The sequence below is a fragment of the Nitrincola sp. A-D6 genome, assembly GCF_000764495.1.
Classification (GTDB): domain Bacteria; phylum Pseudomonadota; class Gammaproteobacteria; order Pseudomonadales; family Balneatricaceae; genus Nitrincola.
Window position 1 is genome coordinate 1 of record NZ_JRLB01000006.1, and the last position, 19082, is coordinate 19082.

Below are 19082 nucleotides of genomic sequence, written 5' to 3' on the forward strand. Positions count from 1 at the left end.
CCTCCAGGCTGTGACTTTCAGTGCACCAGTCGATGGGGTGCGCTGGGATATAGAGGCATCGCCCTTTGCTTGTCGTTTGTCTCAGTCTATTCCTGCTTTCGGAGAGGCTGTGTTTGAACAGGAAGCCGGTGAGGGTTTGGAGTTTTATCTGTTGCCAGCGCAGACACAGCAACTCTCCGGGCGAGCCCGGTTAGTTGCTGAGGCCGCCCCCTGGTTGCCAGGTGCTGTGCCAAGGCATATCGGTGATATGGATGTTCGCCAGGGGCAGATTAATGTGCGTGGTAATCAAGCGACGCAGATGTTAGCTGCCTTGCATGAAGGACTGGTACCGACGTTTAGTGCTGATCGCTGGTACGGTGCGTCCGAGTCTGTGTCTGTGGGTATTATGTCGGTGAACTTTAATTCAGCTTATCAGGATTATCTGGGATGCTTGACTGGGCTCCTGCCGGTTAATTACCGACAGATTGCCAGAACGGCGGTACTCTTTCCAACCGCGGAACACCAGTTGTCTGATGCAACCCGCGAACGCCTGGATCTGATCGCTCAGTATGTACTGACTGATGATACAGTGCAGCAGATCTTTGTTGACGGACATACCGACAATGATGGTCGACGCCTGTTATTGCGCGATTTGTCCAAGCGTCGTGCAGAAGAAGTGACCCGCTATCTTGTCTCCCGTGGCGTCAGTGAAGATGCTATTATTACCCGCTTTCACGGGGACCGTTATCCGGTGGTCGCCAACGACACCCCTGAAAACCGTACCCGTAACCGCCGCGTGACCATTCGTCTCGAAAAAGACTGAGCGTTTAAAGCGCATCTGTCCTGATTGGCAGGCAAGCCCTGCGGCAATCTGTTATTATCGGGTTTTATCTATTAGTCGCCAGACTCCGGTCAAGACAGCCGGAGTTGGTTAAATCGGGAGCATCAATATGTCCGACGTCAAGAAGGTTGTTCTGGCTTACTCCGGTGGTCTGGATACCTCTGTGATAGTGCGCTGGTTGCAAGATACCTATCAGTGCGAAGTTGTTACGTTTACTGCTGACCTGGGTCAGGGTGAAGAAGTTGAGCCTGCGCGCAGCAAAGCCCAGGCGCTGGGTGTGAAAGAGATTTATATCGAAGATTTGCGTGAAGAGTTTGTGCGTGACTTCGTCTTCCCGATGTTCCGAGCCAATACAATTTATGAAGGCGAATACCTGCTGGGTACCTCTATCGCGCGTCCCTTGATTGCCAAGCGACTGATAGAGATTGCCAATGAAACCGGTGCTGATGCGATCTCCCATGGTGCCACTGGCAAGGGTAATGATCAGGTGCGTTTCGAGCTGGGTGCCTATGCGCTCAAACCAGGCGTTAGGGTTATTGCGCCCTGGCGTGAATGGGATCTAACCTCCCGTGAAACCCTGATGAAGTACTGTGAAGAGCGCAATATTCCGGTCGACTTCAGCAGCAAGAAAAAGAAATCCCCTTACTCCATGGACGCCAACTTGCTGCACATCTCCTATGAAGGTGGCATTCTTGAAGATCCTTGGGCAGAAGCTGAAGATGATATGTGGCGTTGGAGTGTCAGCCCTGAAGCTGCACCGGATCAGCCGACTTACCTTGAGTTGACTTATGAAAAGGGTGATATCGTTGCGATCGATGGTCAGCCCATGAGTCCAGCTACTGTGCTTGAAACTCTGAATAAAATTGGTGGTGATAACGGTATCGGTCGTCTGGATATTGTCGAAAACCGTTTTGTTGGTATGAAGTCACGGGGTTGTTATGAAACACCGGGTGGCACCATCATGCTTAAGGCGCACCGTGCCATCGAATCCCTGACGCTGGATCGTGAAGCAGCACATCTGAAAGATGAGTTGATGCCGCGCTATGCCAAGGTTATTTATAACGGTTTCTGGTGGTCGGAAGAGCGCAAGATGCTGCAGGAAATGATCGATTACTCTCAGCGTCACGTAAACGGTGATGTGCGGGTGAAATTGTATAAAGGCAGCGTCAGTGTCGTGGGGCGTCGCTCGCCTGACAGTCTGTTTGATGAAAGCATTGCTACCTTTGAAGATGATGCTGGTTCCTATGATCAGAAAGATGCTGAAGGCTTTATTAAGCTGAATGCTTTGCGTATGCGCATTGCGGCCAGTAAAGGCAGAAAGTTCTGATCTGTTATCAGCATCAGCTGCCAGGCAGGTTGTACAGATGTACATTCTGCCTGGCGTCTTCTTACTCCAGTCAGTTGCCATCTTGCTTGCAAACACGTTTCTACCAGTGTGTTTTTACCAAGCTGCTTTGTTGAAAAGGCTAATTAGTGGTAATCAAGCCGATTTTCATGCTACTTTTCAGATAGTTATTTAGAAGTCTGGGCCATGGCAGCACTTTTCTCTGATCAGACAGTACTTATCGTTGAAAAAAATCTGGAAGAGCTGGAGCAGCTAAGACAGATTTTGACTGCTATGGGCTTTCGCCGAATTGAGGTGGCGTCTTCGGTTAATATGGCCGTTAGCTGCTTAGCGAAATACAAGTCGACCTGTGTATGCTGGTATATGACCTGGGTCGTGATGAAAAAAACGGCTTGCAGGTGCTTCAAGGGCTCAGGCTGCCGGGCGCCCCAGTTATTCTACCTGTTTTCTACTGGTGGTTGACCCACAAAAAGTCAGCCTGCTTATGGGCTCTCCTGAACTCTCTGCCGATGGTTATCTGGCAAAACCCTACGATCAACTCAAGCTGAGAGCGCAACTGGAAAAGCAGTTACGCATCAAGCGCTGTATTGCACAGGTCGAAGCCTTGCGTGATCGACGTGAATGGGAACAGGCCTTGGCTGAATGCGAGAAGTTACACAAGCAGTTTCCAGCATTAGGTGTGCTGATTTTTCGCATTAAAGGGTTGATCTACCTGGAGCAGCAGCAGTATCAGAAGGCCTTGGCCGTGTTTGAGCGTATACGTCAGGCGCATGATAAGCCTGGGTTCGTGTTGCGCTTGGGTTAACGGCATATGATATGGCCGATTACCAGCGTGCCCGAGTTGAAATGACCCAGGTTATAGATGCTCAACAGGTGTGTCAGGAAGCCTTTGTGGTTTTGGCCCGTATCCATTGGCTCAAAGGTGAGCGTAGCCAATGTGTGACCCTGTTACGTAAGTCGGTGATGCTGCAACCCTCAGTATCCTTGCTGCAGGGTGAGTTAGGTAATCGGGCGGGCTTTTCCGAAGAATTAAATGTGGCTATTGATGGTTTTCGTCAAGCAGTGCTGCATGCCCGCCATACCGCTATGCAAAATCCAGAGTATTACTTTGGTTTGGTCCGGGTAATACAGCAGCAGATTGCGGATAAACCGGGTCGAACGGCTGAATTTATAGGCGAGGCTATCCGTGTGCTGGAGTCAGTAGTGCACGACTGCATGGATGACCCGCAAATACGCTTTCGTGCACGTTTGATTGCAGCCGATATCTATCGGCAGAATGGGGAGCATCAAAATGCCGATTTTGCAGCGGGTGATGCACTGGCGCAATTTCGTAAGATTCCTATAGCGGCACAGTTGAGTGTCGCAGATCTGCTGGCTGATGGTCTTGAATCTACCCGCTTTGCCGCTCAGGCGGCAGAGCTGAAACAGGAGGTTTCACGCTTGATGTCGTCAGTTGACTGGGGAAAAAACAACCTCAAAGGCATGCTATCGTTTCGTCAAAAAGCCCTGCCAGAAGCCTTTGATGCGTTTGAATCTGCCTGGTGCTCCGATCCCGGAAATCCTGGTGTGGGCCTGAATCTATTGCAAACAGGTATTGAAACGTTACGCAAGGATATGCGTCAATTAGCAGTGCTTAAACGCTGCACCGAAATTGTGATGGAGTTGCAATATGGTGCATTAAGTAACAAACAACAGCAGCGCTATCAGCGGCTGAGTGAACGTTTCAGTGACCTGATCAGAGATGCAGAGATTGCATAACCTGAGTCAGGTGGCTAAAATTCCGCGTTTCTTTGGTTCGGGAATCTATGAAGTCTCATAAAATTCTACAGGCCCCCATTCCCATGCGTTGGGTAGGCCCCCTGAAAATCACCGGCCAGACTCTGGATGAAAAAATCAGTGTGCCGCTGGCAACCTATGAAACCCCTCTGTGGCATTCGGTGGGTCGCGGCGCGCGCGTGTCCGTGCTGACCGACGGCATACTCACTACGGTCATAGATGAGCGTATGACCCGCTCTATTCTTCTGGAAGCCGATAATGCCATGGTTGCGCACCAGGCGTTACAGTCTCTGTTGCAGCGTAAGCCGGAGATGAATCAGGTGGTTACCACCACCAGTCGTTTTGCTCAGTTGATTGATATGCATAGTCAGATAGTCGGTAATCTCATCTATCTGCGCCTTGAATTCACCACCGGCGATGCCTCAGGCCACAACATGGTGACCAATGCCGCTGACCGTCTAATTCCCTGGATCCTGCAACATTATCCAATGCTGCGTTACGCATCTATTTCTGCCAACTATTGCTCTGATAAAAAAGCCACAGCCGTTAATGGCATTCTGGGTCGGGGCAAGTATGTCGTTAGTGAAATACTGATCTCAAGAGAACTGTGTGAGCGTAAGCTGAATACCACACCGGAAAAGGTCGTGGAGCTGAATGTGCGCAAAAACCTCATAGGAACCTTGATAGCAGGCGGAATACGCAGCGCCAATGCCCATTATGCCAACATGCTTCTGGGCTTTTATCTGGCGACCGGACAGGATGCGGCCAATATCATTGAAGGGTCTCAGGGCGTAGTGCATGCCGAGGTGCGAGGGGATGCACTGTATTTTTCCTGCACCTTGCCTAATCTGATCGTGGGTAGTGTTGGTAACGGTAAAGGAATCGATTTTGTGGAAGAAAATCTGCGCAAGCTGGGTTGTCGTGAAGACCGTGTGGCGGGTGAAAACGCACGTCGTTTAGCGGCTATTTGTGCAGCTACTGTGCTTTGTGGCGAATTGTCGCTGCTGAGTGCGCAGACCAATCCAGGTGAGTTGATGGAAGCGCATATCCGGCTGGAACGTCCATGAGTGATCAGACCAACGCACGTAAAATTGAACATATCCGTGCCATTGAGCAAGACGCACTGACTGATCGGCAGGGTAATTGGTTTGATCGTATCCGTTTGACACACAGAGCCTTGCCCGAACTAGCCCTTAACCAAATTGATAGCAGTTGTCATTTTTTGGGAAAAAGCCTGAGCTTTCCATTATTGATCTCCTCGATGACGGGTGGTGATCATGAACTGGTGCGTTGTATAAACCAGAATTTGGCAGAGGCGGCTGAACGTTGCCAGGTTGCGATGGGGGTGGGTTCACAGCGGGTTATGTTTAGCTCGCCTGAAGCGCGTGAGAGTTTTGCGCTGCGTCGTTTCGCGCCGACGACTGTGCTTATTGCCAATATTGGTGCTGTACAGCTCAATTATGGCATGACCCACACGCAGATACAGCAAGCCATTAATGTGCTGGAAGCGGATGCCCTGTTTCTGCACCTGAATCCCTTGCAAGAGGCCGTTCAACCTGAAGGGGATACCAACTTCAGCGGTTTGACTGAGTCAATTGGCCTGTTACAGTCGCGCTTACAGGTTCCCATCATTCTTAAAGAGGTCGGTGCGGGCCTGTCCTGTGCCGATATTCAGGCGGGTCTGGAACAAAAAATCCGTTTTTTTGATCTGGCTGGTTCCGGCGGCACTTCCTGGAGTCGCATAGAGCATCATCGTCGACTCGATCCGGATGCCGATATTGGTCTCAAATTTCAGGACTGGGGGCTGCCGACGCCACTTGCATTGCGTCAGGCTGAACCCTTTCTGGACAGCGCAACACTGATTGCCAGTGGTGGTATCAGAGATGGGATTGATATGGTGAAATCTGTTATACTCGGCGCCTCGCTTTGTGGGGTGGCAGCGCCCCTGTTGCAGCCTGCGATGGAATCGGCTGATGCCGTCGTCGCAGCTATTCAAAAATTGCGTCGTGAATATGTTACAGCGATGTTTCTGCTCGGTATTCCGAATACTGCTGCACTGTTCAGGAACAAAGCGCTTATTGTCGAAGAGCGTTAAGGAACGAAGCCGACTATGTCAGTAGGTATAGACGAAATCAGTTTTTATACGTCCAGCTATTTTCTGGATTTGAGGGCGTTGGCTGAAAAACAGCAGACTGATCCTGAGAAGTACTATGCCGGTATCGGTCAGGAAAAGATGGGCATGGCCGCACCGGATGAAGATATTGTCACCATGGCGGCCAATGCCGCGTTGCCTATTATTGACCGTATTGGACCAGATGCGGTGGACACTCTGCTATTTGCCACTGAAACCGGTATAGATCAGTCAAAATCGGCGGGTGTTTATGTGCACCGTTTACTCGGTATGCAGGCTAACTGCCGTGTTGTTGAGCTTAAACAGGCTTGTTACAGTGCCACGGCGGCCCTGCAAATGGCCTGTGCGTTGGTTGCACGTCGTCCGCAAAGCAAAGTGTTAGTCATCGCTTCCGATATTGCCCGTTATGATCTGAATACACCGGGTGAAGCCACTCAAGGCTGTGGTGCGGTCGCTATGCTGATTACACACAATCCACGTATTCTCAGTGTGTCGGCGGATGTGGGTAACTATACCGACGACGTGATGGACTTCTGGCGCCCCAACTACCGCAATACGGCACTGGTTGATGGCAAGTACTCCACTAAAATTTATCTACGGGCACTGAAAAAAACCTGGGAGAATTTTACCGCCGTCAGTCCCTTGCAGTTCAATGACTTAAGCTATTTTTGCTACCATTTGCCTTTCAGTCGTATGGCGCAAAAAGCGCATCAGCATTTGGCCAAGCTGAATCGTTGTGCGTTAACAGCCGAGCAGATCGAACTGCAGATAGCCGATACCCTGCGTTACAATCAGGCCATAGGTAACAGTTACACAGCCTCTATCTACATTGGTCTGTGTTCGCTGCTGGATAATCTTCAGGACGATCTCAGTGGCAAAAATATCGCTTTTTTCAGCTATGGTTCTGGCTGTGTGGCGGAGTTTTTTGTCGGTCAGATTCAGCCGGGCTATCGGGAGTGTCTGCATACTGAGCGACATCAGGCTATGCTGGCGCAGCGTCAGGAAGTTGATTATGACGAATACCTGTCGTTGTATCATTACGCTGATCCACAGCAGGGTGAAAGTGTGGAAATGCCTCACTCCACCAAGGGGCAGTTTCGCTTGGCTGCTATCACGCAACATAAGCGTGAATATATTCCCTGCTGATGCGTGCCGCTACTGCACCCGGTAAAGTCATCCTTACAGGAGAGCATGCCGTGGTGCATGGTGTGCCGGCCATCGCCATGGCGGTTAATCGCCATATCCATGCGCTGCTGCTTGAAGACGATAGCGGTGTGCTGCGTTGGAAAGATCCTTTCAGTGGTCGGCTGATCAGTTATAACCATACACAACTCCAGCAACGTTCTGAGCTATTGGCACTGCGCTATGAGTCCTGGCAGCAGGGACATATACCGGTTAATACTATCCTGCCATCACCCGCTGATTTACTGGTGTATAGCGTTGTTCAGGCTTTGCAGGGTAGCGTCTTGCCTGGTGGTGATCTGACCTGGCGTTCTGACTTGCCCATCGGTGCAGGTATGGGCTCTTCCGCGGCGTTTATTGCCGTACTTCTGCGTTTATTTTCCCCTACTGTGCTGCCTGCTGAAGAACTTATGCACCAGGTACACTTCTGTGAACGTTTGCAGCATGGCAAAGGCAGTTATATAGATGCTGCTACTGTCAGCTTCGGTGGATGTATCCAGGTGCAGGGTGGGGGCTACAAACCCTTGGCATCAGCCGCGCTTGGTAGCGGTTGGTATTGGATCTTTACCGGAACTCCCCTGTCGACAACCGGTGAGTGTGTCGACAAAGTACGACATGCATTCACTGGCTCAGATATCTGGCAGGCCTTTACCGCTATAGCGCAGCAATGGCATCAGGCGATAGATCATCAGCGTGCGCTGCTGGTACGTGAAAATCATCGCTTATTATGCCAACTGGGTGTTGTGCCTCGCAGGATACAAGGCTTGATTCAACAGATTGAAGGGCTGGGTGGTGCAGCGAAGATTTCCGGCGCTGGCAGTATTCGGGGAGAGCCGGCTGGCCTGCTGCTGGCCTGGTTGCCAGACTGTGACCCGGCGGCATTAAATTTACCAGAGTCGATGCGCTGGGGGGTATTGGAGCAGGAGGAAAAGGGTGCCATTAGTTTCCGGCTTTAAGGTCTCAGCCCCAGGCAGCACCATGCTTATGGGTGAACATGCTGTTTTACAGGGTGAGGTGGCGCTGGTGTGTGCCGTTGATGCACGTATTGAAGTGACATTACAGCCTCGCTCTGATCGACAGGTGCACATAGACAGCAGCTTATGTCAGTATCAGGCTGACCTTGATAAGCTCACACCGCAACCAGCACTCAGCTTTGTACTGGCTGCCGTGTTAGCCTACCGTAAGCAGCTACCATCGGGTTTTGATCTGATCATTGAGTCAGGTTTTTCCTCCACGGTCGGACTGGGTTCGTCGGCGGCGGTTACGGCTGCCATGGTTGTAGCGCTGGAGCATTTCGCGGCTATTGAATCCACACCTTTGGAGCGCTTTCACAGTGGTTTGCGGATTATTCATTCGGTGCAGGAAGGGCGAGGCTCTGGTGCCGATCTTGCAGCCAGTCTGACTGGCGGTATAGTGTGCTTCTCTCCATCACCCTTGTTGATCGAACCCCTGCAGTGCCCTGATGGGTTAATCCTGTCGCTGTTTTACTCTGGTTACAAAATGAAAACTCCTGAAGTGCTGCGCTATGTCGAAGCTCGCTGGCAGCAGGAACCTCAATTGCTTCAGCAGCTCTACCGCATAATGGGTGAAACCAGTCTGGCAGCGGCACAGGCACTGAAAGCCGCCGATCTGACAACATTGGGGCGGCTTATGCATGTCTATCAGGGGCTGATGGATGCATTGGGTGTTAATGATGCCACGCTGGCAAAAATGCTCGCCGAGCTGCGTCAGGATCCAGCCGTGCTGGGAGCCAAAATATCCGGTTCAGGACTGGGTGACTGTGTGCTGACGTTAGGCACAAGCACACCGAAAAGCTTACCGGTGTTCATTCAGTTTTCCATTTCACCAGCCGATCAAGGCGCTGTATTGTTACAGCAAGATTAGCCTTTAGCAGTTCTGTCTCCCTCTTAGTCCAAAGGTGACTGGTCAGATGATCCAGATCAGTCCATCATCCGGTTCTGCTCGCTTCTTGATACTAAATATGTTTAATTTAGAGCATTAGATCTACGGATTATATGTAATGCCCAGTGATAATAATTTTAAAACACACTATCTCAAGAAGGAACTCTACGAGAAACTGCGCCAAAGTGATGAGTTGTTTGATTTTATCCAGCAAACCTCGCTTGATGGACTCTGGTACTGGGACATACAGCAGCCCGAGCATGAATGGATGAGTGAGCGTTTCTGGCAAATACTGGGATACGATCCGGCTGAAATGCCGCATAGCTCAGACGCCTGGCAGGCACTGGTAGATAAAGATGATCTGGCGATTGCGCAGCAGGCCATACAACGGCATCTGGAAAACCCGGATGAAACGTTCGATCAGATTTTGCGTTATCGCCACAAAAATGGCTCTACTGTCTGGATACGCTGTCGCGGGGTGATGATTCGGGATGCGGATGCTACTCCAATACGTATGTTGGGTACTCACAATGATGTGACTCAACTGAAGCAAACCGAACTGTCTTTGCGTGAACAGCATAAAGCCTTGCATGCCTCCAATGCAGAACTGGAGCAGTTTGCTTATGTGACCTCCCATGATCTGCGTCAACCCTTACGGATGATCAAAAGCTATCTGCAACTACTGGAACGACGCTTAGGGGATGATCTCAGCGATGATAACCGGCAGATGTTAGACTTTGCTGTTGATGGTGCTGAGCGTTTGGATGAAATGATGGTGTCTTTGCTGGAATACTCGCGTGTGGGACGGATTAACCAATCCATGCAGACCGTGGATCTTAAGCACTGCTTTGATGAAGCCTGCCGCTTTTTACACTCAGAAATTCTTGCCAGTGGCGCACAGATAGATATACCTGAAAGTGCCTGGCCCGTGATCACTGCCAATGCGGATGAGCTGACGCGACTGTTTCAAAACCTGCTAGCCAACGCGATCAAATATGCCAAACCCAGGCAAGCACCACAGATTTGCATAACCTTTACACGTACAATATCAGGCTGGCAATGCGCTCTGACTGATCAGGGTATAGGCATAGATCCAGCGCAGTTTGAGCGGCTGTTTAAAGTGTTTCAGCGTTTACAGCATCGTAACGTTTATCCAGGTCAGGGCGTTGGCTTAGCACTGTGTAAAAAAATAGTACAGCGTCATGGCGGACGTATCTGGGTGACCTCGGACGGTGAAGGTCAGGGTGCTACGTTTTACTTCAGTTTGCCCGAAACAGCCGCAGATGAGCGGCTAGCGGATACGTCATGCGTAGACTAAAGCAGAGCATACTGGGCTGGGTAATAGTGTTGTTTGCCTTGAGCTCTCAGGCAGATGACCATCCTGATGCCAGCCTGTATGAGTTCTTCCAGCGCCATGATTCAGTCATGTTATTGATTGATCCGTCGACCGGTGAGATAAACGATGTCAACCCGGCCGCAGAAGCTTTTTATGGCTACAGCCGTGATACATTGCAGACGCTCTCCATTCATTCATTGAATACACTGACCCCGGCACAGGTGGCTGAAGAGATGCAGATGGCGGCCAGACAAGGGCGTAACTACTTTGTGTTTCGTCATGTACTGGCCGATGGCGATATACGCACTGTAGAAGTGCGTAGTCATCCCTATCAGTTTGATGGCAGGTACGCTTGCTGTCGGTAATCAATGATATCACTCCGGGACGCCATGCTGATCAGGCAATCTGGCACTATCAGGAGCGTTTGGAAGAGATGGTTGATCTGCAGCTGCAAGCGCTGGAGCTAGAAAAAGCCAGCCGTCAGCGCCTATTATTTACGGCAGTCATTTTGCAGATGTTGGCTATTCTCTTGTTGATCTGGTTGTCTCTCAGGCTGTTTCGTTCGCAGAAAGAACGTACCTATCTGCTACGTCAGCAAGAAAAATATAACCGGGAGTTGCTGCGTCTGAATGAAATCATGGCGCATCATTTCCAGGAACCGGCACGTCGTCTGGTGAGTTTTGCCCAGCGTTTGTATCAAAAAGGCTTGGTCGAGACAGATCAGGATGTGCGAGTCTCAGTCGATTTTATCCATCAGCAGGCGTTGCGTTTAAGTTATTTAGTGCGCGATATTCAGCGCTATCTGGCACTGGATCAGGTCGATCCGCCATCTCGACTCATCGAGCTATCGGCAATTATTGAGCAACAGATGCGTGAAGCAGAATTCAGTGATCGCCTGATCAACGTCAGTGTCGAGCTGAACTTTGCTGTCGCCAAAGTATATTTTCCGAAAAGCTATATGCAACAAATTTTCAGAATATTACTGGATAACAGTCTGAATAATGCCTGTGCAGATAAACCGTTACAGATTGAGGTGAAATCCCTGAAGCAGGCTGGCTATACACTGATTCAGTTTATCGACAATGGTCGCGGTATTGAGCCAGAATACCGCGAACAGATATTTGAAATGTTTTCCCGTATCGTTAATGATCCAGACTTAGGTTCTGGTACAAGTACCGGCATGGGTCTGACAGTGTTACGTAAAATGGTGGAAAAAAAAAGGTGGCTGGGTGCATGTCTATGATGGCATGGAGACTGGCTTGATGATTGAGTTTTCAATACCGGATCCAACTCTATGATAGACTCTGACTCGCTGTTCCGTGTACTGCTGATTGAAGATGAGCCTGCCGATGCACACCTGATTCGTCTCGCCTTTGAAGAAAACAAAGTACTGGTTAACCTGAGCCATGTGAAGGATGGTGTTGAAGCATTCAGTTTTTTGCGGCGTGAGTCCGGCTATGCCGATGAAGTGCAGCCAGATCTGATTCTCCTGGATCTGAATATGCCGCGCATGAGTGGTCGGCAGTTTTTGGAAAAAATAAAGCAGGATGGCGCTCTGCGTCATATTCCTGTGGTGGTTTTGACCACTTCAGATTCTGAGAGTGATATCCTCACGTCCTATAACCTGGGCGCCGCAGGCTATGTTGTCAAACCGGTCGATATTGATGATTTTATTCGTCAGGTGCAAACGCTTGAAGACTACTGGGTTGCACTGGTGCGCCATCCGCAAAAGCAAGGTTGAGATTTTCCTGATTAGGTACGAGTTTGTATGAAACAAGCAGTGGTAGACGCTGAAAGTCCAGTGCCATTAATACTGGTGATAGAAGATGAGCCGGGAGATGCACAGCTTATCAGACTGCAGCTTGAAGAGCAGGGCGCCCAAGCCTATCAAATCGTGTTGGCCGTATCACTGAAAGATGCCGAGACGCAGGTCAAGCAGCACAAGTTGGTGCCGAATGCGATCCTGCTTGATCTTAACCTGCCGGACTCGACCGGTGTCGCCACTGTTCGGCGATGCTATCAGCTGTTTCCGGATGTGCCAGTAGTGGTATTGACCGGTTTGGATGATCAGGCGGCTACAGAAGCGGCAATTGAAGCCGGTGCGGAAGATTATCTGAGTAAGGGCTCAGAAGGGCGTTGGATTCGTAAAGCGATCCGCTATGCAATCCTCCGGCATGAACGCGATGCATCCGAGCGTCTGGCCATGGCTGTATTCCGGCATGCACGTGAAGCGATCATGATCACTGATGCCGAGCAACAGATTCTCCAGGTGAATGCCGCCTTTAGTGAGATCACTGGCTATAGTGCTGATGATGTGATCGGGTGTACACCTGCGATTCTTAACTCGGGTCACCATAGTGCCGATTTTTTTGATCAGATGTTTGCTACTTTGGCTTCAAAGGGGAGTTGGGAAGGTGAAATATGGAACCGCCGCAAAGATGGCAGTCTGGTGGTTGAAACTATGAATATCAGTGCTGTGCATGATGCATTGGGGCAGGTCGTGCAGTATGTGGCGTTGTTCTCCGATATTACCCAGAAAAAAGCGGCACAGGACAAGGTTAACTATCTGGCTTACCATGATGCTCTGACCAATCTGCCCAATCGCACCCTGTTTATGGACCGCTTTCAGCAGGCACTGGTGTCTGTAAGGCGCACCCAAAGCCCCTTGACGCTGGCTTTTCTGGATCTGGATGGCTTTAAAGCTGTTAATGATACCCACGGACATGCGGCGGGTGACTTTTTTATTAGAAGCGCTGTCTGAGAAAATGAAGGCTTGCTTGCGCGAAGATGATACCTTAGCGCGCTTGGGTGGTGATGAGTTTTTATTACTGCTGCAGGGGCAAGTGGATCAGCAGTCCACGGAGCAGGTACTGCAACGTTTGGTGGCCACAGCGCGTGAACCAATAGACTGGTGTGGTATTGCCCTGGAAGTCACGGTGAGTATTGGTGCGTGCTTTATTCGCGGACAGCCACTGAAAAAGCCGGAAGACTATATTATTGCAGCAGATGCCGCCATGTACCTTGCCAAGGAGCAGGGTAAAAATCGCTACTGCTTCACCAACAATATCTGAGGACTACATGGATAAACGTGCCACCCTGGCTGGCTGGTTAGCGCCTGGCGTAATAACCACAGCGTCAGACGAACATTTTGCACCCAGTAATATCGCCTTGTGTAAATACTGGGGAAAGCGTGATCAGCAGTTAAATCTGCCGGTTAATGCATCCTTGTCTGTGTCGCTGGGCCATCTGGGCACACATACCCGTTTGGTACCGATTGACTATTCAGCTGATGAAATCTGGCTCAATGGCGAAAAACTTGTGCCTTCAGCGCCTTTTTGCCAGCGTATCAGTGCTTTTTTGGATCTGTTTCGTGACGCGGAACAAAATCATTTCCGTGTCACCACCCGTAATTCCATTCCAACAGCCGCCGGACTGGCCTCATCGGCTTCGGGCTTTGCCGCCCTCGCTCAGGCGGTTAACTGATAGTTTTGGCCTGCAGCTCAGTAAAGAACAGTTATCAGTTGTGGCGCGTCTTGGCAGTGGCAGTGCCTGCCGGTCTATATACTCTGGTTTTGTTGAGTGGCAAATGGGGCAGCGGGATGATGGCCGCGACAGCCATGCTATTGCCATGCAAAGTGATTGGCCGGGTTTGTGTATCGGTCTGATCAAGGTCGATGCTTCTGTTAAAGCCACAGATTCACGCAGTGGTATGCAGCGTACTGTGGAAACAGCGCATCTTTATCAGAGCTGGCCGTTACAGGCGGCAGCTGATCTGCAGTTACTGAAGCAGGCTATCGCCGAGCAGAATTTTGAAAGTCTGGGCCGTACAGCTGAACACAATGCCCTGTCGATGCATGCCACCATGCTGGCATCCTGGCCACCGCTGGTGTACTGGCAGCCGGATTCACTGAAAATGATGCATAAAATCTGGAAACTGCGTCAGGATGGCCTGCCTATTTATTTCACCATGGATGCCGGACCGAATCTGAAGTTGCTGTTTGAGTCGGGCACACTGGCTGAGGTGATGCGCCAGTTCCCGGATATGGAAGTGATCCAGCCATTTGGTGATGTCTGATGTCCTACAGGGTTTTCCATTAACCCGCCATCAGCGCGATACATCTGAAGGTATTGAGTTAAGTTACTGGCTGGTGTCTGCGCAGGGTGCAAAACTCGTCAGCCTGCCGGGTCAGGAAGCGGTATTATTTGTGCGTCAGCAGGATCAGGCCGCGATAGCGCAACAGCTACAGGGTTTGAATGGCTGGCGCTGGCAAAGTCTGGCACTGAAAAACCTCCTGGAACAACCGGTGGCCGCACTCTACTGCCGTACACTGGCCAGTTGGCACACAGTGATTGAGCGTCTGAAAGCTTCGGGTATCGCCATGATGGAAGAAGATATCCGTCCGGCCGACAGGTATTTAATGGAGCGCTTTATTTTTGCCGGAGCCGCCTGGACCGAAGCAGGAGCCAAAAGCCGTCTGACTCCCATCGATATTAAGCCAGTCTTCCGGGTATTGTCGCTGGATATTGAAACCACCATGAAAGCCGATCGTATTCTGTCCATTGCCTTGCAGTCGGAGGGGTACGAGCGCGTGATGATGGTGGGGTCGGAATTGGCGCCAGAAATGGGGCCGAAAAAGTCGCATCCCCTTATTACCTACTGTGCAGATGAAAAGCGCCTGTTGCAGCAATTTGTCGCTGCAGTTCAGGAGTTCGATGCGGATATTCTGATTGGCTGGAATGTTATCGGCTTTGATCTGCGGGTTTTGCAACGTCGGGCTGAAGCGTTAGGGGTACGCATGCAACTGGGGCGTGACCGTCAGGTGCTGCGCGTAGCAGTTATGGCCAAAACCGCCACTATGCGCGCCTGGCGGGTCGGGTGGTGCTGGATGGTATCGATACCCTGAAAGGCGCAACCTGGCAGTTCGAGCGCTACAATCTGGAGTTTGTCGCCCAGGCGCTACTGGGTCGCGGTAAAGCGATCGATTCAGTCAATGACCGTGGCCAGGAAATTCAGCGCCTGTTTGCTGAAGATCAATCAGCCTGGCACACTACAATCTTGAAGATTGCCGTCTGGTCAGCGAAATCTTTGCCAAAGCCGGGTTGATTGATTACCTGACAGAACGTACCCGCCTGACCGGCTTGGCGCTGGACAAGGTAGGGGGTTCTTCACAGGCGTTTGATAATCTCTATCTGCCCACACTGCATCGCGCCGGTTTTGTTGCCCCCGAATATGCCTCAGGGCAAACCGGCGACCATGTACCCGGTGGTCATGTGATGGAATCTGTGCCTGGCTTGTATCGCAATGTACTGGTGTTGGATTTCAAAAGCCTGTACCCCAGCATTATTCGTACCTTCCAGATTGACCCGCTAGGACTTACCCTTGGGCTAAGGCAGCAAGATGCTGGAGAGAATCACACCGTACCGGGATTTTTAGGCGCGCTATTCAGTCGTGATCAAGCGATACTGCCAGGTATTATTGAGCACCTCTGGCAGGCCCGTGACCAGGCCAAGCAAGACGGTAATGCGGCGCTGTCACAAGCGATCAAAATCCAAATGAATGCCTGTTATGGTGTGCTGGGTTCCGATGTATGCCGTTTTTATGACCAGCGTTTGTCTGCCTCTATCACTATGCGTGGCCATGAGATACTCACCGAAACCGCTGTCCAGATCGAAGCCGAGTTTGGTTTCAAGGTGATTTATGGTGATACAGATTCAGTATTTGTCTGGCTGGGCAACGACTTGTCGGTCCAGCAAGCTGATGCTCAGGGCCCAAATTAGCCGGGGCATTAAATCACTGGTGGCAGGAGAGGATACAGAAGACCTATGGACTGACTTCGGCATTGGAGTTGCAGTATGAAGCCTGTTATCTGCGCTTTCTGATGCCGCGTATGCGTGATTCGGAACTGGGCAGTAAAAAGCGCTATGCCGGACTCAGGCAGGCGCCAGATGGCAGTAGTACACTGGTATTTAAGGGCCTGGAGCAGGTACGTAGTGACTGGACGCGTCTGGCTAAAGATTTCCAGCAGACCCTGTTTGCGCAGATTTTTGCCGATCAACTGCGAAGCGCTGATTCAATCCCGTGTGGCGGAATTGCTCGCGGGTGAACGTGATGCTGAACTGGTTTATCATCGGCGCTTGCGTCGCCCGCTGGACAGTTATCAGCGCAATGTACCACCGCATGTGCGGGCGGCGCGGCAATTGTGTCAGTGGTACCGTGATCAGGGCTTGCCCGCACCCCTGCAACAGGGTGATACCATCACTTATGTAATGAGCGTGAATGGCCCGGAAGCCGCTGAAATACAGACCTCCGCCATCGACTATCAACACTACATTGATAAACAGTTGCGCCCTGTTGCCGACAGCATTCTACCCTTTGTCGGTTTACAATTTGATGATCTGACCCGGCCGCAGCTACCCTTATTCTAAGGCTGATAAAAACACTATTCTCACAGGGCGATTACACGCTACAATTGCCAAACCTGTTCAGGATCGTTCACTATCATCTAGTCTGTAATATACGCATCAGTGATCACTGATAAACTTAAACCCAGTTGCTTGAATCCTTAAAGCCTATCAGATCGCCGACGGCGGAGCCCCAGTATGAAAATTGCTATTCTTTCGCGAAACCCCAAACTTTACTCTACTCGTCGTCTGGTCGAAGCGGCTAAAAATCGTGGACATGAAGTACGGGTGATCGATGCCTTGCGTTGCTATATGAACATCGCCTCACACAACCCGCAGATTCACTACCGTGGTGAAGTGCTGGAAAACTTTGATGCAGTCATTCCGCGTATCGGTGCATCGATTACCTTCTACGGTACCGCCGTACTGCGTCAGTTTGAAATGATGAATGTCTATCCGTTGAATGAATCGGTGGCTATTTCCCGTTCACGCGACAAGCTGCGCAGTTTGCAGCTGTTGTCACGCCGGGGTATAGGCTTGCCAGTGACCAGCTTTGCCCACTCTCCTGATGATATAGAAGACCTGCTCGGTATTGTCGGTGGCGCACCGGCGGTGATCAAGCTGCTCGAAGGCACTCAGGGCGTTGGCGTGGTCTTGGCAGAAACCAATCAAGCCGCTGAGAGCGTTATCCAGGCGTTTATGGGACTGAAACAGCATATTCTGGTGCAGGAGTTTATCAAGGAAGCCAAAGGCGCTGATATCCGTGCCTTTGTTGTCGGTGGCAAAGTGGTCGCGGCAATGAAGCGTCAGGCCAAAGAGGGTGAGTTCCGTTCCAACCTGCACCGCGGCGGCTCGGCGGTACTTTGTCGTATAACACCAGAAGAACGCACAACGGCGCTTCGTGCCGCCAAAGTTATGGGGCTGAATGTCTGTGGTGTTGACCTGTTACGCTCCAATCATGGCTCTGTGGTGATGGAAGTGAATTCCTCGCCGGGACTGGAAGGCATTGAAGCGGCATCCGGTAAGGATATTGCTGATCAGATAATTGATTTTATTGAAAAAAATGCAAAACCTAACCGCACCCAGACCAAAGGGCAGGGGTAAGCATGGGCGCAGGCTTCAAACCCAATCAGCCGATCACTGTTGGTGGTGAAACGCTGCAACCGGGTGAGCGACGCACGGTCGATCTGGAAGTGGGTAAACTCTACACCCATACCGAGGCGATTATGCCGGTACAGGTGATCTGCGGCCGCCAGACAGGTCCCGTGCTGTTTATCTGTGCCGCCCTGCATGGTGATGAGATCAACGGTGTAGAAATTATCCGCCGTCTGCTACGTCTTCCAGCCCTGCGGCGCATGAAAGGCACACTGATGGCCGTGCCGGTCGTCAACCTGTATGGCTTTATCAACCAGAGCCGTTATCTGCCCGATCGACGCGATCTGAACCGCAGCTTTCCCGGTTCGGCCAAAGGTTCCCTGGCGGCACGCACCGCACGCCTGTTTATGAATGAAGTGGTAAGCAAGGCCACCCATGGCATCGACCTGCACACAGGCGCTATCAACCGCTCCAACCTGCCACAGATTCGCGCCAACCTGGACGACCCTGAAACCCTGGCACTGGCCAAAGCCTTCGCCACCCCGGTGATTCTCAATGCTCCCTTACGTGAGGGTTCACTACGCCAGACCGCCTACGAGAAAAAAACGCCGATGCTGGTGTACGAAGCCGGTGAAGCACTACGTTTTGATGAGGTCTCCATCCGTGGTGGTGTGAATGGCATTCTGAGTGTGATGCGTGCATTAGAGATGCTACCCAAGTCGCGCAAAGCTGGCTTTAAAGAGCCCTTAGTGGCCCGCTCGAGTAGCTGGGTGCGGGCACCGCAAAGCGGTATCTTTCGTGCCAATGTCAAAGAGGGTGAAAGGGTCACTAAGGATCAGACGCTACTGGGTATCGTCGCTGATCCTTTTGGCGAGTCGGAAGAAGAGATCTGGTCACCCTTAAGCGGCATCGTGATAGGGCTGTTGAAACTGCCACTGGTGAATGAAGGCGATGCCCTTATTCACATCGCTCAGTTTCATCGTACTGATCTGGTAGCGGATCGGGTGGAAAGCTATCAGGAAGCGCTGGTTGCGGAAGATCATCCATTTGCGGATCAGCTTTAAAGGATTCGGGGTTAGGGCTAGCAGGGCTT

General features: G+C 51.1%; 25 protein-coding genes. All 25 read left to right on the top strand.

Going from position 1 to position 19082, the window contains the following annotated elements:
• Positions 1 to 802, top strand: an 802-nt coding sequence (locus tag LH51_RS00810; RefSeq protein WP_036518864.1) for a flagellar protein MotY, incomplete at its 5' end; no start/stop codon positions are given.
• A gap of 127 nt (positions 803 to 929) precedes the next feature.
• Complete coding sequence (locus LH51_RS00815) at positions 930 to 2147, top strand: argininosuccinate synthase (protein WP_036518866.1); 1218 nt, start codon at positions 930 to 932, stop codon at positions 2145 to 2147.
• A gap of 204 nt (positions 2148 to 2351) precedes the next feature.
• Positions 2352 to 2627, top strand: coding sequence for a response regulator (locus LH51_RS00820; protein ID WP_036518868.1), 276 nt, complete (start codon positions 2352 to 2354; stop codon positions 2625 to 2627).
• A complete protein-coding gene (locus LH51_RS00825) occupies positions 2620 to 2970 on the top strand; it encodes a hypothetical protein (protein WP_036518873.1) in 351 nt (116 codons plus the stop codon). Before LH51_RS00820 ends, LH51_RS00825 begins: the two co-directional genes overlap by 8 nt.
• A gap of 11 nt (positions 2971 to 2981) precedes the next feature.
• Positions 2982 to 3923 carry a hypothetical protein gene (locus tag LH51_RS00830; protein WP_036518875.1) on the top strand — a complete coding sequence of 314 codons (942 nt, stop codon included), beginning with the start codon at positions 2982 to 2984 and terminating at the stop codon, positions 3921 to 3923.
• 47 nt (positions 3924 to 3970) lie between these two features.
• Positions 3971 to 5008, top strand: a complete 1038-nt coding sequence (locus LH51_RS00835) for a hydroxymethylglutaryl-CoA reductase (RefSeq protein ID WP_036518876.1) — start codon at positions 3971 to 3973, stop codon at positions 5006 to 5008.
• A complete protein-coding gene (gene fni, locus LH51_RS00840; protein WP_036518877.1) occupies positions 5005 to 6036 on the top strand; it encodes a type 2 isopentenyl-diphosphate Delta-isomerase in 1032 nt (343 codons plus the stop codon). Before LH51_RS00835 ends, fni begins: the two co-directional genes overlap by 4 nt.
• 15 nt (positions 6037 to 6051) lie before the next feature.
• A complete protein-coding gene (locus tag LH51_RS00845; protein ID WP_052063321.1) occupies positions 6052 to 7218 on the top strand; it encodes a hydroxymethylglutaryl-CoA synthase in 1167 nt (388 codons plus the stop codon).
• A complete protein-coding gene (locus tag LH51_RS00850) occupies positions 7218 to 8210 on the top strand; it encodes a mevalonate kinase family protein (protein ID WP_036519051.1) in 993 nt (330 codons plus the stop codon). The genes LH51_RS00845 and LH51_RS00850 overlap by 1 nt, the downstream gene beginning before the upstream one ends.
• Positions 8188 to 9138 carry a mevalonate kinase family protein gene (locus LH51_RS00855; protein ID WP_036518880.1) on the top strand — a complete coding sequence of 317 codons (951 nt, stop codon included), beginning with the start codon at positions 8188 to 8190 and terminating at the stop codon, positions 9136 to 9138. The genes LH51_RS00850 and LH51_RS00855 overlap by 23 nt, the downstream gene beginning before the upstream one ends.
• Before the next feature lie 136 nt (positions 9139 to 9274).
• On the top strand, positions 9275 to 10474 hold the full coding sequence (locus tag LH51_RS00860; protein ID WP_052063322.1) for a sensor histidine kinase: 1200 nt from the start codon (positions 9275 to 9277) through the stop codon (positions 10472 to 10474).
• Entirely contained in the window at positions 10462 to 10857 is a 396-nt protein-coding gene (locus LH51_RS00865; protein ID WP_036518882.1) for a PAS domain S-box protein, read from the top strand. Before LH51_RS00860 ends, LH51_RS00865 begins: the two co-directional genes overlap by 13 nt.
• Positions 10845 to 11735 carry a sensor histidine kinase gene (locus tag LH51_RS21050; RefSeq protein ID WP_036518884.1) on the top strand — a complete coding sequence of 297 codons (891 nt, stop codon included), beginning with the start codon at positions 10845 to 10847 and terminating at the stop codon, positions 11733 to 11735. Before LH51_RS00865 ends, LH51_RS21050 begins: the two co-directional genes overlap by 13 nt.
• Positions 11736 to 11786: 51 nt before the next feature.
• Positions 11787 to 12233, top strand: coding sequence for a response regulator (locus LH51_RS00875; protein WP_036518886.1), 447 nt, complete (start codon positions 11787 to 11789; stop codon positions 12231 to 12233).
• 27 nt (positions 12234 to 12260) lie between these two features.
• The gene (locus LH51_RS00880) at positions 12261 to 13253 is read left to right on the top strand and encodes a PAS domain S-box protein (RefSeq protein ID WP_052063323.1); all 993 of its coding nucleotides are present in this window, start codon (positions 12261 to 12263) and stop codon (positions 13251 to 13253) included.
• Positions 13225 to 13563, top strand: coding sequence for a diguanylate cyclase domain-containing protein (locus LH51_RS18630; protein WP_160173661.1), 339 nt, complete (start codon positions 13225 to 13227; stop codon positions 13561 to 13563). Before LH51_RS00880 ends, LH51_RS18630 begins: the two co-directional genes overlap by 29 nt.
• Positions 13564 to 13570: 7 nt before the next feature.
• Entirely contained in the window at positions 13571 to 13975 is a 405-nt protein-coding gene (locus tag LH51_RS21840; RefSeq protein WP_235263373.1) for a GHMP family kinase ATP-binding protein, read from the top strand.
• Complete coding sequence (mvaD, locus tag LH51_RS21845) at positions 13947 to 14567, top strand: diphosphomevalonate decarboxylase (RefSeq protein WP_235263374.1); 621 nt, start codon at positions 13947 to 13949, stop codon at positions 14565 to 14567. Before LH51_RS21840 ends, mvaD begins: the two co-directional genes overlap by 29 nt.
• A complete protein-coding gene (locus LH51_RS21850; RefSeq protein WP_235263375.1) occupies positions 14560 to 15396 on the top strand; it encodes a 3'-5' exonuclease in 837 nt (278 codons plus the stop codon). The genes mvaD and LH51_RS21850 overlap by 8 nt, the downstream gene beginning before the upstream one ends.
• Positions 15372 to 15596 carry a hypothetical protein gene (locus LH51_RS21855; RefSeq protein ID WP_235263376.1) on the top strand — a complete coding sequence of 75 codons (225 nt, stop codon included), beginning with the start codon at positions 15372 to 15374 and terminating at the stop codon, positions 15594 to 15596. The genes LH51_RS21850 and LH51_RS21855 overlap by 25 nt, the downstream gene beginning before the upstream one ends.
• Positions 15593 to 16270: a DNA polymerase domain-containing protein gene (locus LH51_RS21860; RefSeq protein ID WP_268746502.1), complete on the top strand. Its 678-nt coding sequence runs from the start codon at positions 15593 to 15595 to the stop codon at positions 16268 to 16270. Before LH51_RS21855 ends, LH51_RS21860 begins: the two co-directional genes overlap by 4 nt.
• A 68-nt stretch (positions 16271 to 16338) precedes the next feature.
• Positions 16339 to 16596 carry a DNA polymerase domain-containing protein gene (locus LH51_RS23290; RefSeq protein WP_268746503.1) on the top strand — a complete coding sequence of 86 codons (258 nt, stop codon included), beginning with the start codon at positions 16339 to 16341 and terminating at the stop codon, positions 16594 to 16596.
• On the top strand, positions 16526 to 16918 hold the full coding sequence (locus LH51_RS21865) for a hypothetical protein (RefSeq protein WP_235263400.1): 393 nt from the start codon (positions 16526 to 16528) through the stop codon (positions 16916 to 16918). The genes LH51_RS23290 and LH51_RS21865 overlap by 71 nt, the downstream gene beginning before the upstream one ends.
• Positions 16919 to 17092: 174 nt before the next feature.
• Positions 17093 to 17998 (top strand): 30S ribosomal protein S6--L-glutamate ligase, encoded by a 906-nt coding sequence (gene rimK / locus LH51_RS00895; RefSeq protein WP_036518889.1) that lies wholly within the window; start codon positions 17093 to 17095, stop codon positions 17996 to 17998.
• 2 nt (positions 17999 to 18000) lie between these two features.
• Entirely contained in the window at positions 18001 to 19053 is a 1053-nt protein-coding gene (locus tag LH51_RS00900; RefSeq protein WP_036518891.1) for a succinylglutamate desuccinylase/aspartoacylase family protein, read from the top strand.
• Positions 19054 to 19082: the final 29 nt, after the last annotated feature.